We start from the raw sequence: 19,675 nt of genomic DNA on the forward strand, positions 1-19,675 counted from the left end.
TCAAGACGGCAGTGGGTTCTGCACCAGGACCGTCGCCGAATCGTGGGTGTAGACCGAATAGCTGCTGCCGTTGATGGTCTGGTTGGCCTGCGCCGTCCAGGAACCATCGGCAAAGGTCACCGCACCCGCCTGCCCACCCATGATGGTCAGGGTGTTGGCGGTGGCGTTGCCGTTGGTCATGGCCAGCACATCGGAAGCCGCCAGCTTGACCGAACCGGTGCCGCCCAGATCCAGCACCTCGAACCGTTCGATGATGTCGTCGCGGATGCTGGTTAGGTCCAGTTGGCCGTTGTTCCAGGCCAGGGTGTCGGTGCCGGTGCCGCCATCCAGATAATGGAAGCTGGTGTCGGACACGCAGACGCGGTCGTCGCCGGCCTCGCCGAACAGCAGGTCCTTGCCGCCATTGCCGATCAGGGTGTCGTTGCCCGCGTCGCCGACCATGGCGTCGCCGGCCAGCGCCGAGGTGCCGACCAGGACGTCGGCGGCCGAGGTCCCGATTCCTGAGATGGCCTTGGTGCTAACCGTCAGGCCGGTGGTGCCGAAATCGACATCCAGCACCCAATTGCCCAAATCGTCGTCGTTCAGCCCGGTGATTTCGGCGAACGAACCAGACGCGCTTTCCCAGGTCATCAGCGCGGCGCTGCCGGCGGCGGCCTGGCTGTCGACGTTGGACAGGTCCAAGGAGCCGCCCAGCACGATGTCGCCATGGATCGCCAGCGTATCGCGGGAAGCCAGATTGCCGGTCATCGCCAACTCGACTTCCGAGTTGGCGCCCAGGGTGACGTTCCCCCAGATGTCGAAGCCGTGATAACTGGCCTCGTCGCCCGGCCGCAGCAGGCCGTTATTGGTGAAGCTGGCCCCTTCGACGTCCAACGCGCCGCCGCCGGTGATCAGGCCGGTATTGGTGAAGGTCGCCCCGGCCTTGTTGATGTCCAGGAACGAGGTGCTGTCGATCTCGATGGTGCCGCTGCTGGTCAGGCTGTCGCCCGAGAATTCCAATTCACTGCCCGACATCCGCAAGAAGCCGCTGCTGATCATGGTGGCGGCATCGATGATGTGGCGCGCGCCGGTGCTGTTCGACATCGCCACGATGTCGCCCTGGTTGGTGAAGGTGCCGCCGGTGACATGCAAGGTGGCGCTCTGGCCGCCGACACCGCCGTCGGTCAGCTGGATCTGGCCGGTATTGGTGAAGGCGTGGGTGATATTCAGCCGCGCCGCCCCGGTGATGCCGTTGACCTCGATGACGCCTTGTTCGCTGCCAGCGCCCAGCGGTGCCAGCTCGATGGCGGTCGAGATGGTGCTGTCGCCCTTGACGGTCAGCTTGCCCGTTCCGCTCAGGGCCAAGGTGCCGCTGCCGGCCAGGGTGCCGCCGCTCATGACGTTGGCGCCGCCGTTTGAATTCACTTCCAAGCGACGGTTCAAGGTGGCGGTCTCGCCGGCCACCATGTTCATCTGCAGGACGCCATCGATTGTGGTGGTGCCGGTGCCGGCCATGGTGCCGCCGACGAAAGCCAAGGTGCCGTCGACATTCAGGTTGCCGGTTCCGGTCAGGGTGCCGGTATCGTCGATCGCCAGGCCCGAGATGCCGCTGACCATGCCCTGGCCGTTCAAGGTCAGGGTGCCGCCGGTGACGGACAGGGTGCCGCCGACGCGCAGACCATCGATCGTCAGGCTTTCGCCGTTGCCCAGGGTCGCCCCGGCCAGGCCGACGATGGCGGTCTGCGTCGCGGTGGGCAGGATGTCGCCGGTCCAGTTGGCGGCGGTGGCGATCGAGCCGGCATTGTCCATCGTCACGCCATTCACCAGATTCATGGTGACGGTGACGCTGGTGGCGCCATAACTAAGCGACGCCGTCCAGTCGCTGCCCAAATCGTGGGTCACGCCACTGAAGGTGCCGACCTTGCTGCCATAGGTCATGATGGTGATCTGCTCGCCGGCGAACGGCACGTAGTCCCTGAAATCCAGGACCACCTGGCCGGCCAGATTGGCCACGCCCGACACATGCAGTTCGTCGTTGGTGGCGATGTTCGCCGCATAGCCGTAGACGTCGGAATGCAGGATCGAGCCCGAGGTCAATGTCACCCCGCCGGTCACCGACATGATCCACGAAGCGTCGATTCCCGCGACTCCGGCGTCGATGGTGCCGCTGCTGGTCAAGCTGGCGCCGTTGGTCAGGACGATGGTGCCGCCGCCGGTCAGCGTGCCGGTATTGGTCAGGCTGGTGTTGTTCAGCGTCAGGGTGCTTTGGCCGACCGACAAGGTGCCGGCATTGGCGAAGGTGCCGTTGTTCACCTTCAGCCAGTTCTCCAGATTGAACTGGCCCTGGTTGGTGATGGTGCCGCCGGTGATGAAGTTGCCGTCATCAGTGCCGGAGATCAGCACGGTGCCGCTGGCGGCATTGGTGAACTGGGCGCCGCCGGTAAAGGTCAGGCCGGTGTCGAAGGCATCCCCAAACTCGTCGATCAGGATCAGATCGCCATGATTGATCAGATCGACCGCGGTGCCGCTGAAGGTGACGTTGGTGGCGTGGCCGCTGATCCCCCGGACGGTCAGGTCGCCGGTAGTGGCGTTGACCAGGTCGGTCTGGAAGGTGTCGTCGGCGGTGTCCAGGTACAACGTCCCGGCATTGGTGAAGGACTGGCCGATCACGGTGACGGTGCCATCCATCCACAACCTGTCGCCGGTGGCGTTGTGGGTATAGCCCGAGCCCAGGATCTCGACGGTCTGGGTGCCGATCAGGTCGGTGACACCCGAGCCGGCCCAGGTCACACCGGTTCCCGACAGATAGACGGTACCGGTGCCGGCGGCCGCGCCGATGGTCAAGGTCTTGTCCAAGGCGACGTCGATGGTGCCGCTGGCCACGGCGAAGCTTGTGCCCGAATTGTCGATGGTCAGATCGTAATCGACGTCGATGGTGCCGCCGGCATTGGTGACGATGCCGGCGATCTTGCGGATGCCGGTGACACCGGTCGCCGCGGCCGAATGGATGATGCCGCCGGTGAGGTTGGTCAGGGTGGACGAGTTGCCCATGGTCAAAGTGGCCGAGCCCGTCGCGGCCGCCACGGCCGAGAACTCGATGGTGCCCGAATTGGCCAGACCGCCATTGAAGGTCGGCCCCACCGCACCGGCCACCTGCTGGCGCAGATCGATCAGACCGGTCGAGGCGTTGACCACCGCCGCGTTGAAGACGTCGTTGGCGTCGGTGAAGCGCAGGACGTCCTGGTTGGTGAAGGTGCCGCCATTGACGGTGACGTTGCCGCTCATGGTCAAGGTGGCGGTGTTGGCCGCCTTCAGGGTGAAGCCGTTGGTGGCGTCAACCGCAACGGTCTGGGTTCCCGCCAAATCGATGGTGCCGGTGCCGGTCAGGTTCAGGTTGGCGCCGTTCAAGGTGATGGTGCCACCCGCCCCGCCGCTGATGGCCAGGGTGGCGCCCGCACCGACGTCGATGGTGCCGCTGGTGAGCGCGGCGACCGCCTGGTCATTGCTGATCTGCAGCTTCGAGTTGGCCGCGACCGACAGCGTGCCGCCAGCATTGGTGAAATTGCCGCCGATGATGTTGGCATCATTGGTCGAGGCGGTGCTGGAACTGATGGTGCCGCCGCTGGCATTGGTCAGCACCGCCCCCATGGTGAACGTCATCGAGGCATAGCGGCCGACGGTGGCGCCCGAAATCTCGATATTGCCCTGGTTGGTCAGGTTGGCCTTGACCGTCATCTGCGGGTTGGAGCCCCCGGACAGCTGGCGCACCCGGATGGTGCCGGTATTGGTGGTGGCCAAGCCCAGCGTGCCGTACGAGACATCGCTGACCTGAAGCGTGCCGGCATTGGTCAAGGTCCCGAGGCCGGTCAGTTCGCCCGTCGCCAGGTTGATGGTGCCGCCCGCCGCCACCGAGGCGCCGTGGGCCACCGTCACCTTGCCCATATCCAGATTCAGGGTGCCGGTGCTGGCGATTGCGACGGAATCGGCGCGCCCATCGACCGCCGACGGCACGATGACGGTGCCGGCCACCGAGACGACGCTGTCGCTGTCGGCGTAATCCTGGCCCATCATGTACCACGAGGTGGTGGTGCCCGCCGGGATGGTGATGGAAGCCGGGCCGTTATCCGCGGTGACGGTGATGCTGATGGTCTTGGTTGAAAGCGTCGCCCCGGCATTGGCGGTCTCGCGCGCGCCAAGGGTGAAGCTGTCGGTGCCGTACCAGTCGGCGTCGGGGGTGTAGGTCAGCGTGCCGTCGGCGGCCAGGGTCACCGTGCCGTGCGCCGCCTGGCTGACGATGGAATAGGTCAGTGCGTCGCCATTGTCGTCCTTGGCGAAGGCGCGGCCGTGGAAGGCGGTGTCTTCCTTGATGGAAATGGATTCGTCGTACAAGGCCGGCTTGGCGCTGATCATCGCGGCACCGCCAGCGATGGTGCCGGCCAATCCGCCCGCCACCATGTTGGGGGCCGAGGTCCCCGAGATGTCGTCCAGCAGCCAGTTGGCCACCAATCCCGGTTCGTCGTTGCCGACGCGGCTGTTGATGCCAGAGATGATCTCGGCATTGCTGCGGGCGACGTCCCAGATGCGCACGTCGCCGATGGCGCCGACGAAGCCGCCGCCGATGGTGACGGTGTCGGTAGCCGGATCGGGCGCCGCCGGTGCGGTGGTGACGTTGTTGTAAGTCCCCACCAGCGTCGCCTGAACGCCATCGACATACAGCTTGAAGGTGCCGTTCTCGCGCACCAGGGCGAAGTGATGCCAGGCGCCGGGGTCCAGCGTCACGCCGGTCGCCTCGAGCGTGGCCAGGCCACCCACGGACACCACCGGATGGACGGCGGCCAGCGCCGCCGTGCTCTGGACCAGGATGCCGGCGCCGCGCAACGAACCATTGCCGTTATAGACGATGGTGCCGCCGTTGGCGACGGCCGAGGAATCGTAGCGGCTCCATGCTTCCATGGTGAAGTTGTCGGTCTTGACGCTGGCCGGGTCATCGACGGTGATGCTTTGACTGATCGAGGTCAGACCCAGGGCGCGGCCGGTATGGTTGATCCAGGTCGGATCGGCCCCGTCGGTGGCGCCGGACGCGCCCAGCATCAGCGACGGACCGCCGGAATTGATCGCGTTGATGGTCCCGTCGCCAAGGGTGTCGAAGGTCCACGACCCCACCAGATGATCGACGTCCTCGGGCTCCTTCAGGCGCCAGCTGTCGCTGATCTCCCAGCCGGTGCGGGTGTCGTTCCACAGCCGGACATTGTCGATCTCGCCCAGGAAATTGTTGGACCCGTCGCTCTTGCCGACCACGAAGCCCAGGGCCGTATTGGACAGGCTGACATTGGTGCCGGAGGTGCTGCCCCAGCGCGAGCCGTTGACGAACAAGGTCAGGCTGCCTTGGTCGTAATTGACCGCGACATGGGTCCAGGTCCCGGCAGTGGCGGTATAGCCGGTCGAATAAAGTCCCGAGCCGCCGGCATTGTTGGTATAGGCGATCACCAACTGTCCGGCACTATCGAGATAGGCCTTGAAGGCGGTCGGCGTACCGGCGCTATCGGCCAAGCCCCACAGGTCGCGCTGGGCGCCCAGCGACTGCACGGCGAAGTCCAGTTCCACCGCGAAACGGTTGGTGATGGTGCCGGCGGTCAGGTTGGTCTGGGCATAATCGCCGCCATCGAACTTCAGCGCGGCGCCCGTCGCCGACACGCCCTGCAGCCAGGTGCTGTCTTCGACGTTGACGGCGATGGTCTGGGTCTTGGTGACGCCGTCCTTGGTGACCGAGGCAGTGAAGCTGTCGGCGCCGGCATAACCGGCTGCGGGCGTGTAGACATAGCTGCCGTCGGCATTGACGGTGACGGTGCCGTGCGCGGTGGCGACGTTGGAAAGGGTTTGCCAGGTCACCCCGGTCTCGCCCGCGGCCCACAACTGGCCGGCGGTCGGCTGGCCTTCCTGCGCCCAGATCTCCAGGCTGCCGATGTCGGGGGCCTGCTGGGTGGTATAGCTGGCGGTGCCGGTCAGGGTGCCGTCGTAATTGCCGGCGGCATAATCATTGGCGGTGCCGTCCAGGCGCCAATAAGCGGTCAGGTTGCTTTCGGTGCCTTCCAGCGGGCCGCTCATCGCCGACTTGATCTGGCCGGTGGACAAGGCGGTGTTCCACACCCGCACCTCGCCGATGGCGCCCAGGAAAGTCTGCTCGGCCAGGGCCAGCGTGTTGGTGCCGCCGATGGTGGTCGCCCCGGTCGGGGTCACCGGTACGGCTGTGGTGGTGCCGGTCAGGGCCACCGACACGCCATCGACATACAGCGACCAGGTGGTGGCGTTGCGCACGATGGCGTAATGGTGCCACTCGCCGGTGTTGATGGTGGTGGTGCTGGCGACCAGATTGGCGCTGCCGCTGGCGAACACCGCCGGATGGCCCTGGTAAAGGGTCAGGCCGTAGCCGTTGGCCGAATTGGGATCGCCATTGTAGAAGACGATCTGCGACGCCGACGGGTTGGCGGTATCCAGACGCGCCCAGGCTTCCATGGTCACCGTGCTGGTGGCGCTGGTGACCAGGGTCCCGGCCGAGACAAAGGAGCCGGTCGCGCTGAAATCCAGCGCCCTGTCGGGCGGGTTGATCACCACCGGCGCGGTCGTGCCGGTGCCCAGGTTCAGGTCGTTGTCGGCGCCGGCATGATCGGCGATTGCGGTGCCGTTATAGGAATCGAAGGTGTAGTTGACCAGCAACGATCCGTCGTGGTCATAGACCGTCTTGTCGAAATTCGCCGCGATCTCCTCGGCCGAGCGGACATCCGACCAGATGCGGACATTGTCGAGCTGACCGTTGAAATTGTTGGTGCCGTCGGGGAAGACGGCGCGCCCGATCTCCATCGGACCGGTGCCGATGAAATCTCCGGTGGCTTTGTCTCGCGCCACCTCGACGCCGTTGCGATAGAGGATGCGGGTATTGGTGGCGGCATCGTAGGTGCCGGCCCAATGCACCCACTCGCCCACGCCGGTTCCCGGAGCGGTATAGGTCAGGTCGTCATAGGCGAAGCCGAACTTGAACTGATTGCTGCCGATATAGCCGACATGCAGCAATCCGTCGGTGGGTACCGTTCCGGTCGACTGCCCCCCGACGCTCAACGCCAGGTCGGCGTCGGTCGAAGACGAACGGTTGGCCCAGAATTCCCAGCTGAACGACTGGCTGGCAAGATTGACGGTGCCGCCGACGGTGCCGTAATCGTCGCTGCCGTCCAGCTTCAACTGGCCGCCGGCATCGCCAACGCCGGCGATGGCCAGCTGGCTTTCGCCCTTGACGGTGATGGTCTTGCTGGTGACGGTCTGGCCGTCGGTGGCCTGCACGGTGAAGCTGTCGTCGCCGGCATAGCCGGCTGTCGGCTTGTATACGAAGGAACCATCGGCCAGCACGCTGACGGTGCCATGTGCGGTGGCGGTATTGGTCTGGGCGATCCAGGTCAGGCTGTCGCCGGCCATCGGGTCCCAGCCCAGCAGGTTGCCGCTGACGACGCCGTTGGTCTGGACGTGGATGATGTCATCGACGATATCGGGCAGCACCGTGACCGCGACCGGATCGCCGCCGATGGTCCCATCGGCAATCCCCTTAAGGTCGGGGGCGACGCCGCCTGCCACGTTGTCCAGGCGCCAGTTGCTGATCAGCCCGGTCTCGGTGCCGGCCAGCCGCTCGTTCATCGCGCCCTGGATGTCGGACTGGCTGCGCGCACTGTTCCACAGACGCAGGTCGGCCACATCGCCGGCAAAGGCCTGCGACGAGTCCGACGCTGGCGACAGGTTGCCCACGGTCATGCCGGTATTGGCCACCGGGACCGTCGCCACCGAGCCCACCAACACACCATCAAGATACAAAGTGGCGGTACCGGGCCCATAGCTCAGGGCGGCATGGTGCCACATGCCGTCGGCGACCGTATTGGTACTGGTGATCATCGGCCAGCCGCTGCCGTTATAGGTTTCCGCCCGCAGCGTGCCGTCCGACTGCACCAGCAGCGAGAAAGGCTGGCTGTGGATGATGCGGCTGACCGAGTTCGAAGTGTCGGTGGTCTTGAACCACGTCTCCACCGTCCAGGCCGAGGTATGATAGGCAGCGTTGTCGGCGATCGCGATGCTGTCGTTGATTCCGTCCAACCGAACCGCCTCGACCGGCGGCGCGACGATGTCCGGCGCCGTCGAGCCGCTGGCGGTCAGCGCGATCGAGCTGCCGGCGGAATCGGCCAGCGGATTGGCGCCGTCGAAGGTCCAGTTGGCCAGAAGGCCCGGCTCGTTCTCGGACAGCGTGGTCTGGAAATTATCGGCGATCTGACCGGCCGAGCGCACGCCCGACCAGATGCGGACGTCATCGACGCTGCCACTGAATTGGTTGCCGGCCCACGAGGTCTTGCCGATCAGCAGGGCGCCGGTGCCGGTATAATCGGCCGAGGCGGTGTCGCGCATCACCTCGACGCCGTTCTTGTAAAGAATACGGGTGTTGGTGGTGGCATCGTACGACCCGGCCCAATGCACCCATTCGCCGACACTGTCACCTTGCGGGTCGGTGTAGGTCAAATCGACGCTATAGAACGAATAGCTGAAAACGCTGCCCGAACTATAACCGACCTGCAGGCCGGTCCCCGCCCCAGCCGTCCCCTGCCCCAGGACGAAGTCGTTGGTGCTTGCCGAGGCGCGGTTGGCCCAGAATTCCCAGGTGAACGACTTGCCCGACAGGTCAACGACGCCGGCCGCGGTGGCGGCGTAATCATCGATTCCGTCGAACTGGGCGAAGCTGCCGGCGACGTTGGCGCCGTCGATCTCGGTGGTGTCGGCGACGGTGACGCTGAAGGCTTGGCTGGTGGTGGCGGTGCCGTCCGACACCTGAATGGTGAAGGCATCGGCGCCGACATAGCCGAACTTCGGCAGATAGACGAAGGACCCGTCGGCGTTCACCGTCAGAGTGCCGTGGGCGGGCGCCCCGGTCACGCTGTAGCTTGCCGGTTGGGTGGCATCGGCGTCGGTCACCGAGACCGCGCCGAACAGCGGCACGTCCTCGTCGGTGGTCAGCACCGTCGCGGCCGGCGGGGCATAGCTGCCCTCGGTCATATCGACGTGGTTGACCAGATCCGACCCGCTGTTCAGCGGCCAATAGCCGACCAGATGGTCCTCGTCGCCAGCCAGGCGAGTGGTGCGATCGGCGGCGATGTCGGCCTGCACGCGCACCTTGTCCCACACCCGGACGTCGGCCATTTCCACGGCGGCGAAGGTGGTGCCGGCATTGTTGACGCCCATTTGCAGCGCACCGACCACGCCCGAGAAATTGGCCCCGGCCGAGATGGTGGCATTGCCGGTGGCGACACCATCGACATAGACCGTCACCGTGCGGGCGGTGGCGTCATAGGTATAGGCGACATGGTGCCAGTTGCCGTCATTGACCGAGGCCGTGCTGGCCAGTTCGGTGTAATGCGCGGCGTCCAGATAAAGCCCGACCATCGGCTTGCCGGCACTGTTTAGCACCAGTTGCATCGAATTGAGCGGATCGGAGGCGGCGTCGGGCATGCTGACCAGGCCGGCCCAGCCCTCGGAATAACCAGGCGCGGTGCGCACCCAGGTCTCGACCGTGTGCGAGCCAAGCTTGATGACTTCGGTGCTGCGGATGACGTCGTCGGTGCCGTCGAACTTGGCGACATTGGTGGCCCCTTCCAGGGCCAAAGTCCCGGTCGGCGCGCCAAAAGTGGTGCCGCCCTGGGCGGTCATGTCGCCGGCGATGGTGCCGGGCACGACATTGTCGGACACCTGGCTGCCGAAACCTTCGTTCAGCGGCAGATAGGTCTGAAGCCCGGTCTCGGTGCCGGTCAGGCGGGTGTTCATGCCGCCGCTGACCTCGCCCGCCGTGCGCACCGTATTCCACAGCCGCACATCGGCGATCTGGCCGGTGAAGGCATCGACGCCGTCGCTGCCCACGCCCACCACCACCGGGCCGTCGAACCGCGAGCCGGACCACATGTTCGATGTGCCGCCATTGCTGGCGGTTCCGGCCTGCAGTGTTCCGTCGGTGTAAATCGAAAGGGTCTGGCTGCTGACATCGAAGCTGAAGGCGACATGGTGCCAGTTGCCGTTGTCCAGGCCCGTCTGGGTCGTGACCAACGACTTCCACGAGCCCATCTGATCGACCACGGTGGCCTTGATGCTGCCGTCGGCCAACAGGCGCACATCGACCTTGCTGCCACCGCCAACATCGTACAAGCCGACGATGCCCTGATCGACCGCGCTGGCCGGGGCGCGGAACCACGCCTCGAAGGTGTGCGAGCCGACCAGCATGGTCTTGTCGGTGATCACCCGCTGGTCGCCGGCGAACGACAAAACCTTGGCGGAATCGACAAGGGTCAGGCCGGTACCGGTGGGTGCGCCCCAGGTCGGGCCGCCCAGCAGATAGCCGCTATAGCCGTCATGCAAGCCCGAGACGCCGGTATCGAGGGTGCTGCCCACCGCCTCGTCCATGGTCCAATAGCGCAGCAGGCCGGGCTCGGCCCCGCTCATGCGGATGTCCTTCTGGACATTGATGGTGGCCGCGCTCAGGGCCTCGTTCCAGATGCGCAGATCGCTCATCTGGCCGGTCAGATAGTTCGCGGCACCGCTCGGGCCGAACTGGGCGCCGGCGCTCCACACCATCTGGGTGTCGTCCAACAGGTCGTTGACCACGGTCGCGCTGCCGGCCGAGACGCCGTTCAGGTAAAGGGTCTTGGTCTGGACATCGGGCGAGGAATCGTATGCCGCCGCCACATGCACCCACTGGCCGGCGGTGACCGCCGAACCGGCCGTCACCGTCTGCGTGGCCCCGGTGGCGTCCATGGTGGTGAACGAGATGATGCCCGAGGCGTTGACGGTCAGGTCGAAGGCGCCCGACCGCGACAGCAAGGTCTGGGTGCCGGTCAGCGAGCCGACCTTGACCCAGAACTCGACGGTCGCGGTACTGCCGATGCCCGCGATGTCGCCGAAGGCGATGCGGTCATTGCCGTCGAAGGTGGCGACAGTGGTGGCGCCCACGATCCCCAGCCCGGTCCCGGTGGCCGCCGCCAGGGTGGCGCCGTCCAGCACGGCCATGCCGACAAGGTTGGTGCCTTCGCCGTCCGCCAGCGGCCAATAGCCGATCAGGTCCGGCGTGGCCGGCGTCGGCGCATAGGTCATGACGTCAATCACGTCATTGGCACTCATGCCCTTGTGCCAGATGCGGGTCTCGGCCAGCTCGCCATGGAAATTCTGGGTGCCCACCGCGCTCGCGCCGATCAGCACCGTCCCGTCCGAGGGGGTCATGCTGCCGGTCGTGTTGGTCACGCTGACTTCGCTGCCATTGATGTACAGATGAACGGTGCCGCCCACCCGTGTCGCCACCACATGCTGCCAATCGCCGGCCTGGGGCTGGACGGTCGATACCGAGGTGGCATGGCCGCCGCACAGAACATTGTACTTCCCGGTCGAGTCCAGGAAGACACCGAACCCGTTGCCGTCTGAATTGCCATTGAACACGATGACTTGCGAATCAGCGGTGATCGTGCCGTCCCACTTGACCCAGCTTTCGACGGAAACGTCGCCGGTATAGGGCTCGCCCGATACCTGGGTGACCAAGCCGTTCCTACCGGAGAAATCGGTGCCGACGACCGGCGGACGGAACAGGATCGGCTGGCTGGTCCCGGACCCCAGGCTCAACGGCGCGTCGTTGCCGGCGCGGTCGGGAATGGTGGTGGCGCCGGAATCCAGATTGTCGAAGCCCCAATTGATCACCAGGCCGCTTTCATTGCCGACCAGGGTCTTTTCCGCGTTCTGGGCGATCTGGGTCGCGCTGCGCGCGGTCGTCCACAGGCGGATGTCGTCGATCTGGCCGTCGAACGGATTGGTGACCGTCGAGCCGCCGGCATTCATCGTCGCGCCGACCATCAGCGGGCGGGAATTGTCGAGATTGACACCGTAGCCCGAGGTCTGATCGACCTGCTGACCATCGACATAAAGGGTGAAGCTGTCGCCCGAGCGGGTCACCGCCACATGGGCCCATTGATCGACGTTCAAGGTCTGCGAGGTCAGCGAGCCCGCCGTCAGGCCCGGGGCCTGGAAGTCGAGATGGCCGGCATCCAGGCGCAGCGAGAAGCCCGAGCTGTCGCCCTGGAACGATTTGCCGACAATGACCTGGGTGCTGCCCAGGGTGTCGGGGCGAATCCACGCTTCGATGGTGAAGTCGCCGGTGCCGGTGTCGAACACGTCGCCGGCGCTGGCGTAATCGTTGATTCCGTCGAACAGCAGGCTGGTGTTGCGGGTGATGGCGCCGGCGATCACCGGGGCGTCGTTGACGCCGGTCACGGTGACCGAGGCGACGCCCGTGCCGGTCTCGCCCTGCGCATCGATCACCGAATAGGTGAACTCGACGTTCCGAGTCTCGCCAGCCGCCATGGATTGCAAGGAAGCGTTGGGCGTGAACACCACATGGCCGTTGCCGTCCAGTGCCACCGTGCCGAGCCCTGCGTCCTTCGGCAGCATCGACACGCTGGTCATGGTCAGACCGCCGGCATCGGCGACATCGTTGGCCAGCAAGGTCGATACGTTGATCGACAGAGGCGCATCCTCGGTCGTCGTGCCGGCCGCATCCACCGTGCCGGTCTGGATCGAAAGATCGTTCAGCGACAGGGTATGGTCGGTACCGTTGGTCTGCTCGCGGTTGCTCAGCACCACGTAGCTGGTGGCCGGCGCGTAGGTGCTGGTCGCCGTCAACTCCGCCGTATTGGACGGATTGGTGGTATCGACCACCGTGAAGCTGATGTTGGTGCCGTCGTCGGTGACCCGGAAGCGATAGGTGCTGCCGACATTCCAGGCGAGCGCGCCGTCACCGGTGACAGCCGACAGGGTGCCGCCACCCAGATTCTGGATTGTCGCCCCGCCATTGTACCATGCCACCAGCGCGATACCGTCGGACGGCGCGCCGCTATTGCCGGAATTCGATACCCCGCCGGTCCGCAGAGCAATCATCAGTCCGTCGTCGGTGCTGGCGACGAAGCTGCCCTCGATCACCAGCGGGTTGGTGGGCGTTCCGGCGAGTTGGCCGGCCGAGCGCAGAAGCTCGCGGTTGGTGATTTGCAGCGAGCCGCCGGATTCGACGATCGTGTCTTCGACACCGGTCGGGTTGGTGACGGGGGCAAGGGCCCCCTCGACCACCGTCCACTGGCTGCCGATCACCCCGTCATTGAAGCTGTCCGAGATCGACGCGACACCATTGATGACCGGCCTGTCGGTGACCGGCGTCACGGTGATGCTGGCGGTCTGAGCGGTGGCGCTAAACGCGGTGGTGCCGCCGCTGGCGGTGATGTTGACCACCTGGCCGCCACTGCCGGTGGTGCCGTCCCACGCCCGCCAGGTAAAGCTGGCGGTGCCGTTATAGTCGGCGTTCGGCACAAAGCGCACCATCGACGACTGAGTCAGGATCAGCGCCGATGCGTCGCTGCGGCTCCCCATCGCCGACCAGTTGGTGCCGCCATCGGTGCTGTACTGCCAGGCGCCGTGGCTGTTGTCGGTGCCGGTCACCGCGATGCCCAGCGAACCGGGCGCCAGCTCGGCATCGGTGGCGTGACCGGTCAGGAAGGTGCTGATGCCGTGGCCGGTCGGCGCAGCGTCTTCCACCATTGCCGGCAGGGTGGTGGCGCTGGTGACCACCGGGGCGTCATTCACCCCCGCCACCGAGATGGTGAAGGTCTTGTCGACCCACTGGCCGGCATGGTCGGTGGCGCGGATGGTGAACGTGTCGGACGAATTGGCGGTGTTTGGCCAGTTCGCGGCCGGCCGGAAGGTCCAGTCACCGCTTTGCGACAGCAAAACCGTACCGTTGGTCGGCGCGGTGGAAACCGTCAGGGTCAGGGTCTCGCCATCGGGATCGGTCGCGGTCACGTGGCCACTGACCGAGGAATCCTCGAAGACCATGCGCGACAATCCGTCGGCCACCATGCCGGCGGCACTCTGCCAGGTCGGATCGGCCCCCGAGGTGCCGAAGACCAGGGGATGCGCGCCCGAGGTCTGGTCGGCGGCCTGGGTGCCCGAACCGTCGTCCATCCGCCAATAACCGGCCAGGCCCGAGCTGGCGCCCGAGATCTGGTTGTCCATGTCGGTCTGGATCTGGGCCTGGCTGCGCGCCACGTTCCACACCCGCAATTCGTCGACGGTGCCGGAGAACGAGGTCAGCGAGCCGTTGTTGATCGCCGTGCCGATGCCGGTCGAGCCGGTCGGCAGAACCGGAGCCGTCGCGGTATTGCCGGTCAGGCCGGTGGCCACGCCATCGAGATACAGCACCCAATTGGTGCCGTTATAGGTGGCGGCGACATGCTGCCAGCCGGTGGCGCTGGGGAATGCCGTCGATTCCAGCAGCGTCCCGCCGACCATGATACCGATATGGCCGTTATTGGGAGCGATCACCAGGCCATAGCCGTCGCTGCCGAAGGTGCCGTTATAGGCGATGACCTGGGTCGCGGCCTGGGTCGCGCCCTTGATCAAGGCCTCGATGGTGACGTTGGTCGTGGCGGTCGTGACCGGTGCCGCGGTCGCCGCGTACTTCGCCGGCCCGAGATTCAGCGCCGCCGCGCCGCCGGGCGCCTCGACACTCATGGTCGGCAAATCGTTGGTCGGCGTCACCTTGACGGCGATGGTCCGCGTCGCCACCGCACCCGAACTGTCGGTGGCGGTGATGGTGAAGCTGTCGGTGCCGTTGTAATTGTTCGCCGGCCAATAGGACCAGGTGCCGTTGGCCGACATCGTCACGCTGCCGTGCCCGGCCGGGCTGTTGATGGCGAAGGTCACCGAGCCGGCCACCGCGTCGGCATCGACCCATTGCAGGGCCGAACCGCTGAGCAGCGTGTCTTCCGAACCCACGGCGTAGGTGGCCTGATAGACGTCGCCATAAATCTGCAGAGTGTTGGCGTTGGCGCTGGAATCGGCGACCGTCGGACCCGTCAGGCTGCTGAGAGTGTAATTGGCCACCAAGCCGGTGGTGGATGACAGCGGGCCGTCCAGTCCGTCGACGATCTGGCTCTGGGTGCGCGCCGTGCTCCACACCCGCACTTCGTCGATCGAGCCCTTCAGTTCGGCATTGTTGACGAAGCCGCCGCCGGCGAAGGTCTGATTCTGGCCGATGACCAGCGCGCCGCCCGAACCGATCGAGCCGCCGGTATTGACGCCCGTGGCCGAGCCAGCCTGCACGCCATCCTTGAACAGCACCACCTGGCCGTCGCTGGCCCGCCAGGTCAGCGCCAGATGATGCCATTCATTGGCGGCCACCGACACGGCGGGGGTCAAGGTCACCTGGGCGCCATCGACCATCGCCACCACCTGGTTGGCGTTGTTGATGGCCAGCACCAGCTTGCCGCCGTCGGGGGCGACATAGGACAACAGGGTCGAGGACTGACCGGCGGTCATACCGCCCAAAGACTTGGTCCACGCCTCGACGGTGATCTCGGTTCCGGCCCCCAGGCCGGACAACGAGTCGGTTTTCAGATAGCTGCCATCGGGGCCGAACGTCGCCGCCAACCCCTCGGGCGCCAGCACCACCGGCGCCAACGGCGGCGGCGGCTCGACCAGGCCGGTCAGGGTCGACAAGGCCGGGGCCGCGGTCACGCCGGCCAGCTTGATCAGCGTGCCGTCGAAATTGGTGCCGGTGCCGGCCCCCTTGACGACGATCCAGCCGTCGGTGCCGTTGGTGAAGAACACCGCGCGGTTGGTCCAGTTGGCATTGGCGGTGACAAGGGCGGCGGTGGTGGCGACATCGGTGGTCCAGGTCACAACGGTCGCCGGGTCATAGGAAATGCCGGCGATGCCGGTGAAGGCGATGGTGTCCGCACCGGTGCCGAAGCCGATGATGGTGTCGGTGGCGGCCTGGGTCGATTGGGTGTTCGAGGTAAAGCGATAGATATCGGCGCCGGCGCCGCCGGTCAGCGTGTCGGTGCCGCCGCCGCCGGTCAGGGTGTCGGCACCGGTACCGCCGATGACGGTCAGCCCGGCAGTCGTTTCCGCCGAGCCATCGACCACCAGCGAGGTGGCATAGGTCGCGTCGATGGTCAGGCCGGCGGCGTTGTTGCTGTCGTTCAGCGTCAGGGAATAGGCGTATAGCGACAGCAGGTTCAAATTCTCGAAGCCGGCAAGCCCGGTCAGTTCGCTGGAATCGAGGGTCCGGGCTACCGAGGCGGCGATGGCCAGCGTATCGATGCCCATGCCGCCATCGAAGGCCCTGGCGGCGGCATTGGTGTCGAGGATCGAGCCATCGACATAGACAATATCGTTGCCGCTGCTGCCGGTCAGCCCCTCGACGTTATCAAGCTGAAGGGTCGTGCCGCCAGTGGTCATCACCACGGCGTCAGTGCCGGCGCCGCCATCCACGAAGGCGATGCCCGATCCGACGTTCAGCGTGTCGTTGGCCGCCGTGCCGTTCAGCGCCAGCGCCTGGCCCAGCACCGCCTGGCCCTGGGCGTCGAAACGCTGCCCATAGACGCCATAGGCCGAACCGTCCTGGCCGTAGCTGGCCCACGCCACCGTGAAGCCGCCATCGGGCAGCGCCGCCACCGACGGAACTGATTGAAAATCGTGGTCAAAGGTGTTGAGACGGAACTCAGCCCCTTGCGCCGTCCCGGCGGAATCGAAGATCCGTCCGTAAACGTCGTAGCTGCCGGTGCCGCCGCCGCCGGCGTTGCGGCCATCCTGCCACGTCACCACGAAACCGCCGCCCGTCAAGGCCGTCACCGAACTGAATGACTGGGTGTAGTTGACAACGGAATGGACGACGAACTCGGCGCCCTGCGCCACCCCCTGGGCGTTGTAGATCCGGCCGAAAACGTCGTTGACGACGCCATCCCACGTCACCACATAGCCGCCGTTCGCCAATCCGGTGACAGACGGATTGGCCTGACTGCCGACAGTGGTGGTGTTGATCAGGAATTCGTCGGCGCCGACGGTGGTGCCGTCGCGGTTGACCGCAACACCCGCCGCGTTGTAGCGCTGGCCGTAGATGCCGGATTGGTCGCCGTCCTGCAGATTGCTCTGCCAGGTCACCAGGAAGCCGCCATCGGCCAGATTCGTCACCGATGGAACGGTTTGGTCGTTGACCGTGGTGGTGTTGACCTTAAATTCGGTCCCCTGGGCGGTTCCGGACGCATTGTAGCGCTGGCCATAGATGCCGAGGCCGGAACCGTCCTGCAGGTTGCTCGCCCAGGTCACCACGAAGCCGCCATCGGCCAGATTCGTCACCGCCGGAACGGTTTGGTCGTTGACCGTGGTGGTGTTGACGCGGAATTCCGCCCCCTGCGTCACGCCCGTCGCGTCGTAGCGTTGGGCATAGACGCCCTGTCCGGCGCCGTCCTGGAGGTAGGACGCCCAGCTGATCAGGAAGCCGCCATCGGCCAACGCCGCGATTGCGGGCATTTGCTGGGCGTTGCCGGTATAGGTGTTGACGCGGAATTCCGCCCCCTGGGGCAGGCCGGCGGCATCGTAGCGCTGGGCGAAGACGCCGTAGCCCGAGCCGTCCTGGAGATCGGTGTACCACGTCACCACGGTCCCGCCACCGGTCAGCGCCACCACCACCGGGCCGAGTTGGCTGCCGACGGTATAGGTGTTGGCCCTGATGTCGGCCGGCGACAGGGTCACGGTGCCATCGGCGAAGGACAGCGCCTCGATGCCGGTCAAGGTATCGGTGCCGTCGGTGCCGGTCACCGTCAGGGTGCCGTTGGCGGCAGAGATGGTATAGGCCGCCTTGTTGCCCGAGAAGGCCGCGACATCGGTGCCGACGCCGCCATTGATGGTGTCGAGACCCATGCCGCCGGTGATGGTGTCGTTGCCGGCCCCGCCGACCAGGGAATCGGCACCCGAACCGCCGGTGACGATGTCGGCGCCAGAGCCGGCGGTGACGGTCAGCGACGAGGTGCGACCCGAGCCATCGACCGTCAGCGCGCCACTGGCGCCCGACGCATCGACTTCACGAAGGCTGGCATTTTGCACGTCGGTCCCCAGCGCAATCGATTGCGCCGAGGCCGAGCCCAGCTTGACGGTCTCGACATTGCCCAGACGCGCGATATCCGCCGCCGACAGCGCGGTCGATCCGGTGACGATCACCGTATCGGTGCCGGCGCCGGCATCGACGCCCTGCCCGGCCGCCAGGGCGGCGCTGGTGGTGGTCAGCAGATCGTTGCCGGTCCCCAGCGTGACGGAATCGATGCCGGCGCCGACCGTCAGGTTATCGTTCCCCGCCGTGCCGAACATCGACAGGTCGATGGCATTGCCGGAAGCATCGAAACGCTGCTCGTAGATTCCGTTGCCGGAACCGTCCTGCAGGTTGCTTTGCCAGGTCACCACGAAGCCGCCGTCGGGCAGGGCCAGCACCGACGGTGCCGACTGGGAATCGGTGGTGGTGGTGTTGACGCGGAACTCGACCCCTTGGGCCACGCCGTTCGCGTCGTAACGCTGGGCATAGATGCCGTGGAACGATCCGTCCTGGCCGTTGCTTTGCCAGGTCACCACGAAACCGCCTTGGGACAGGGCGGTGACCGACGACCAGGCCTGCTCGTCGGCGGTGGTGGTATTGACGCGGAATTCCACTCCCGCGGCCACGCCGGAAGCGTCGTAACGCTGGCCATAGATCCCATAGGACCCGCCATCCTGGCCATTGGAATGCCAGGTCGCCACGAAGCCGCCGCCGACCAGGCCAACCACGGACGGCCCGAACTGCTCGGCCGAGGTGGTGGTGTTGACGCGGAACTCGCCCCCCTGGGCGGTGCCGACGCTGTTGTAACGCTGGCCGTAGACCCCATAGCTCGACCCGTCCTGGTCGGTCGAGGTCCAGGTGACGACGAAGCCGCCGTCGGCCAGCGCCGCCAGTTGCGGCTTTTGCTGATCCAGCGCGGTGTAGGTGCTGACGTGAATCTCGCTGCCCGCGGCCGAGCCGTCGGAAGCGTAGCGCTGGGCGTAGATGCCCGCATTGGCGCCGTCCTGGCCATAGGACTGCCAGCTGACCACGAAGCCGCCACCCTGCAGTCCGATCACCGACGGGTGATACTGGTCGGCGGTGGTATAGGTGTTGACCAGGAACTCGCTGCCCAGCACGCCGCCATTGCCGTCGAAGCGCTGGCCGTAGATGCCGAAGCCCGCACCGTCCTGGTTGGGCGTGCCCCACACGGCGACGAATTCGCCGTTGGACAGACCGGCCACCGCCTGGACGCCCTGGTCGCCGGTGGTGGTGGTGTTGATCCTGAATTCCGCGCCCGCGGCGTTGCCGAAGGAATCGTAGCGCTGACCATAGATGCCGCCGGAATCGCCATCCTGGCCGGCGCTGGTCCAGGTCACCACATAGCCGCCGCCGGTCAATGCCGCCGCCTTCGGCGTCGATTGGCCGCCGGACGTCTCGCTGTTGACCCGGCGTTCGGCCGTGGCCGACACCACGATGTCGCCATCGTCGAAGCGCAGCGTCTCGAAGCCGTTCAGCACGTCCACGCCGTCGGTCCCGCTGACCGTCAGGGTGGTGCCGGTGGCGGTGAAGGCGTAATCGGCCCGGTTGCCGGCGAAGATCGCCAGGTCGGAACCCGCCCCGCCGGTCAGGGTGTCGTTGCCGCCGCCGCCGGTCACGGTGTCGTTGCCGGCGCCGAAATCGATGACATCGACAGTGCTGCCGCCGACATAGGAATCGTTGCCGGCGGTGCCGGTATAGGTGGCCAGC

The 19,675-nt window shown here is 66.1% G+C and carries 1 protein-coding gene (cut by a window edge); it reads right to left on the reverse strand.

Annotated features, from left to right (window positions below; translation table 11 throughout):
- Nucleotides 1-19,675, reverse strand: the 3' end of a protein-coding gene (locus tag MTBLM5_RS17355; protein ID WP_173977305.1) for a LamG-like jellyroll fold domain-containing protein. The gene runs 24,089 nt beyond the window's last position; 19,675 of the gene's 43,764 nt are visible here — the last part of the coding sequence; its start codon lies beyond the right edge, outside the window; its stop codon occupies nucleotides 1-3.

The sequence above is a fragment of the Magnetospirillum sp. LM-5 genome, assembly GCF_902729445.1.
Taxonomy (GTDB): Bacteria; Pseudomonadota; Alphaproteobacteria; order Rhodospirillales; family Magnetospirillaceae; genus Magnetospirillum.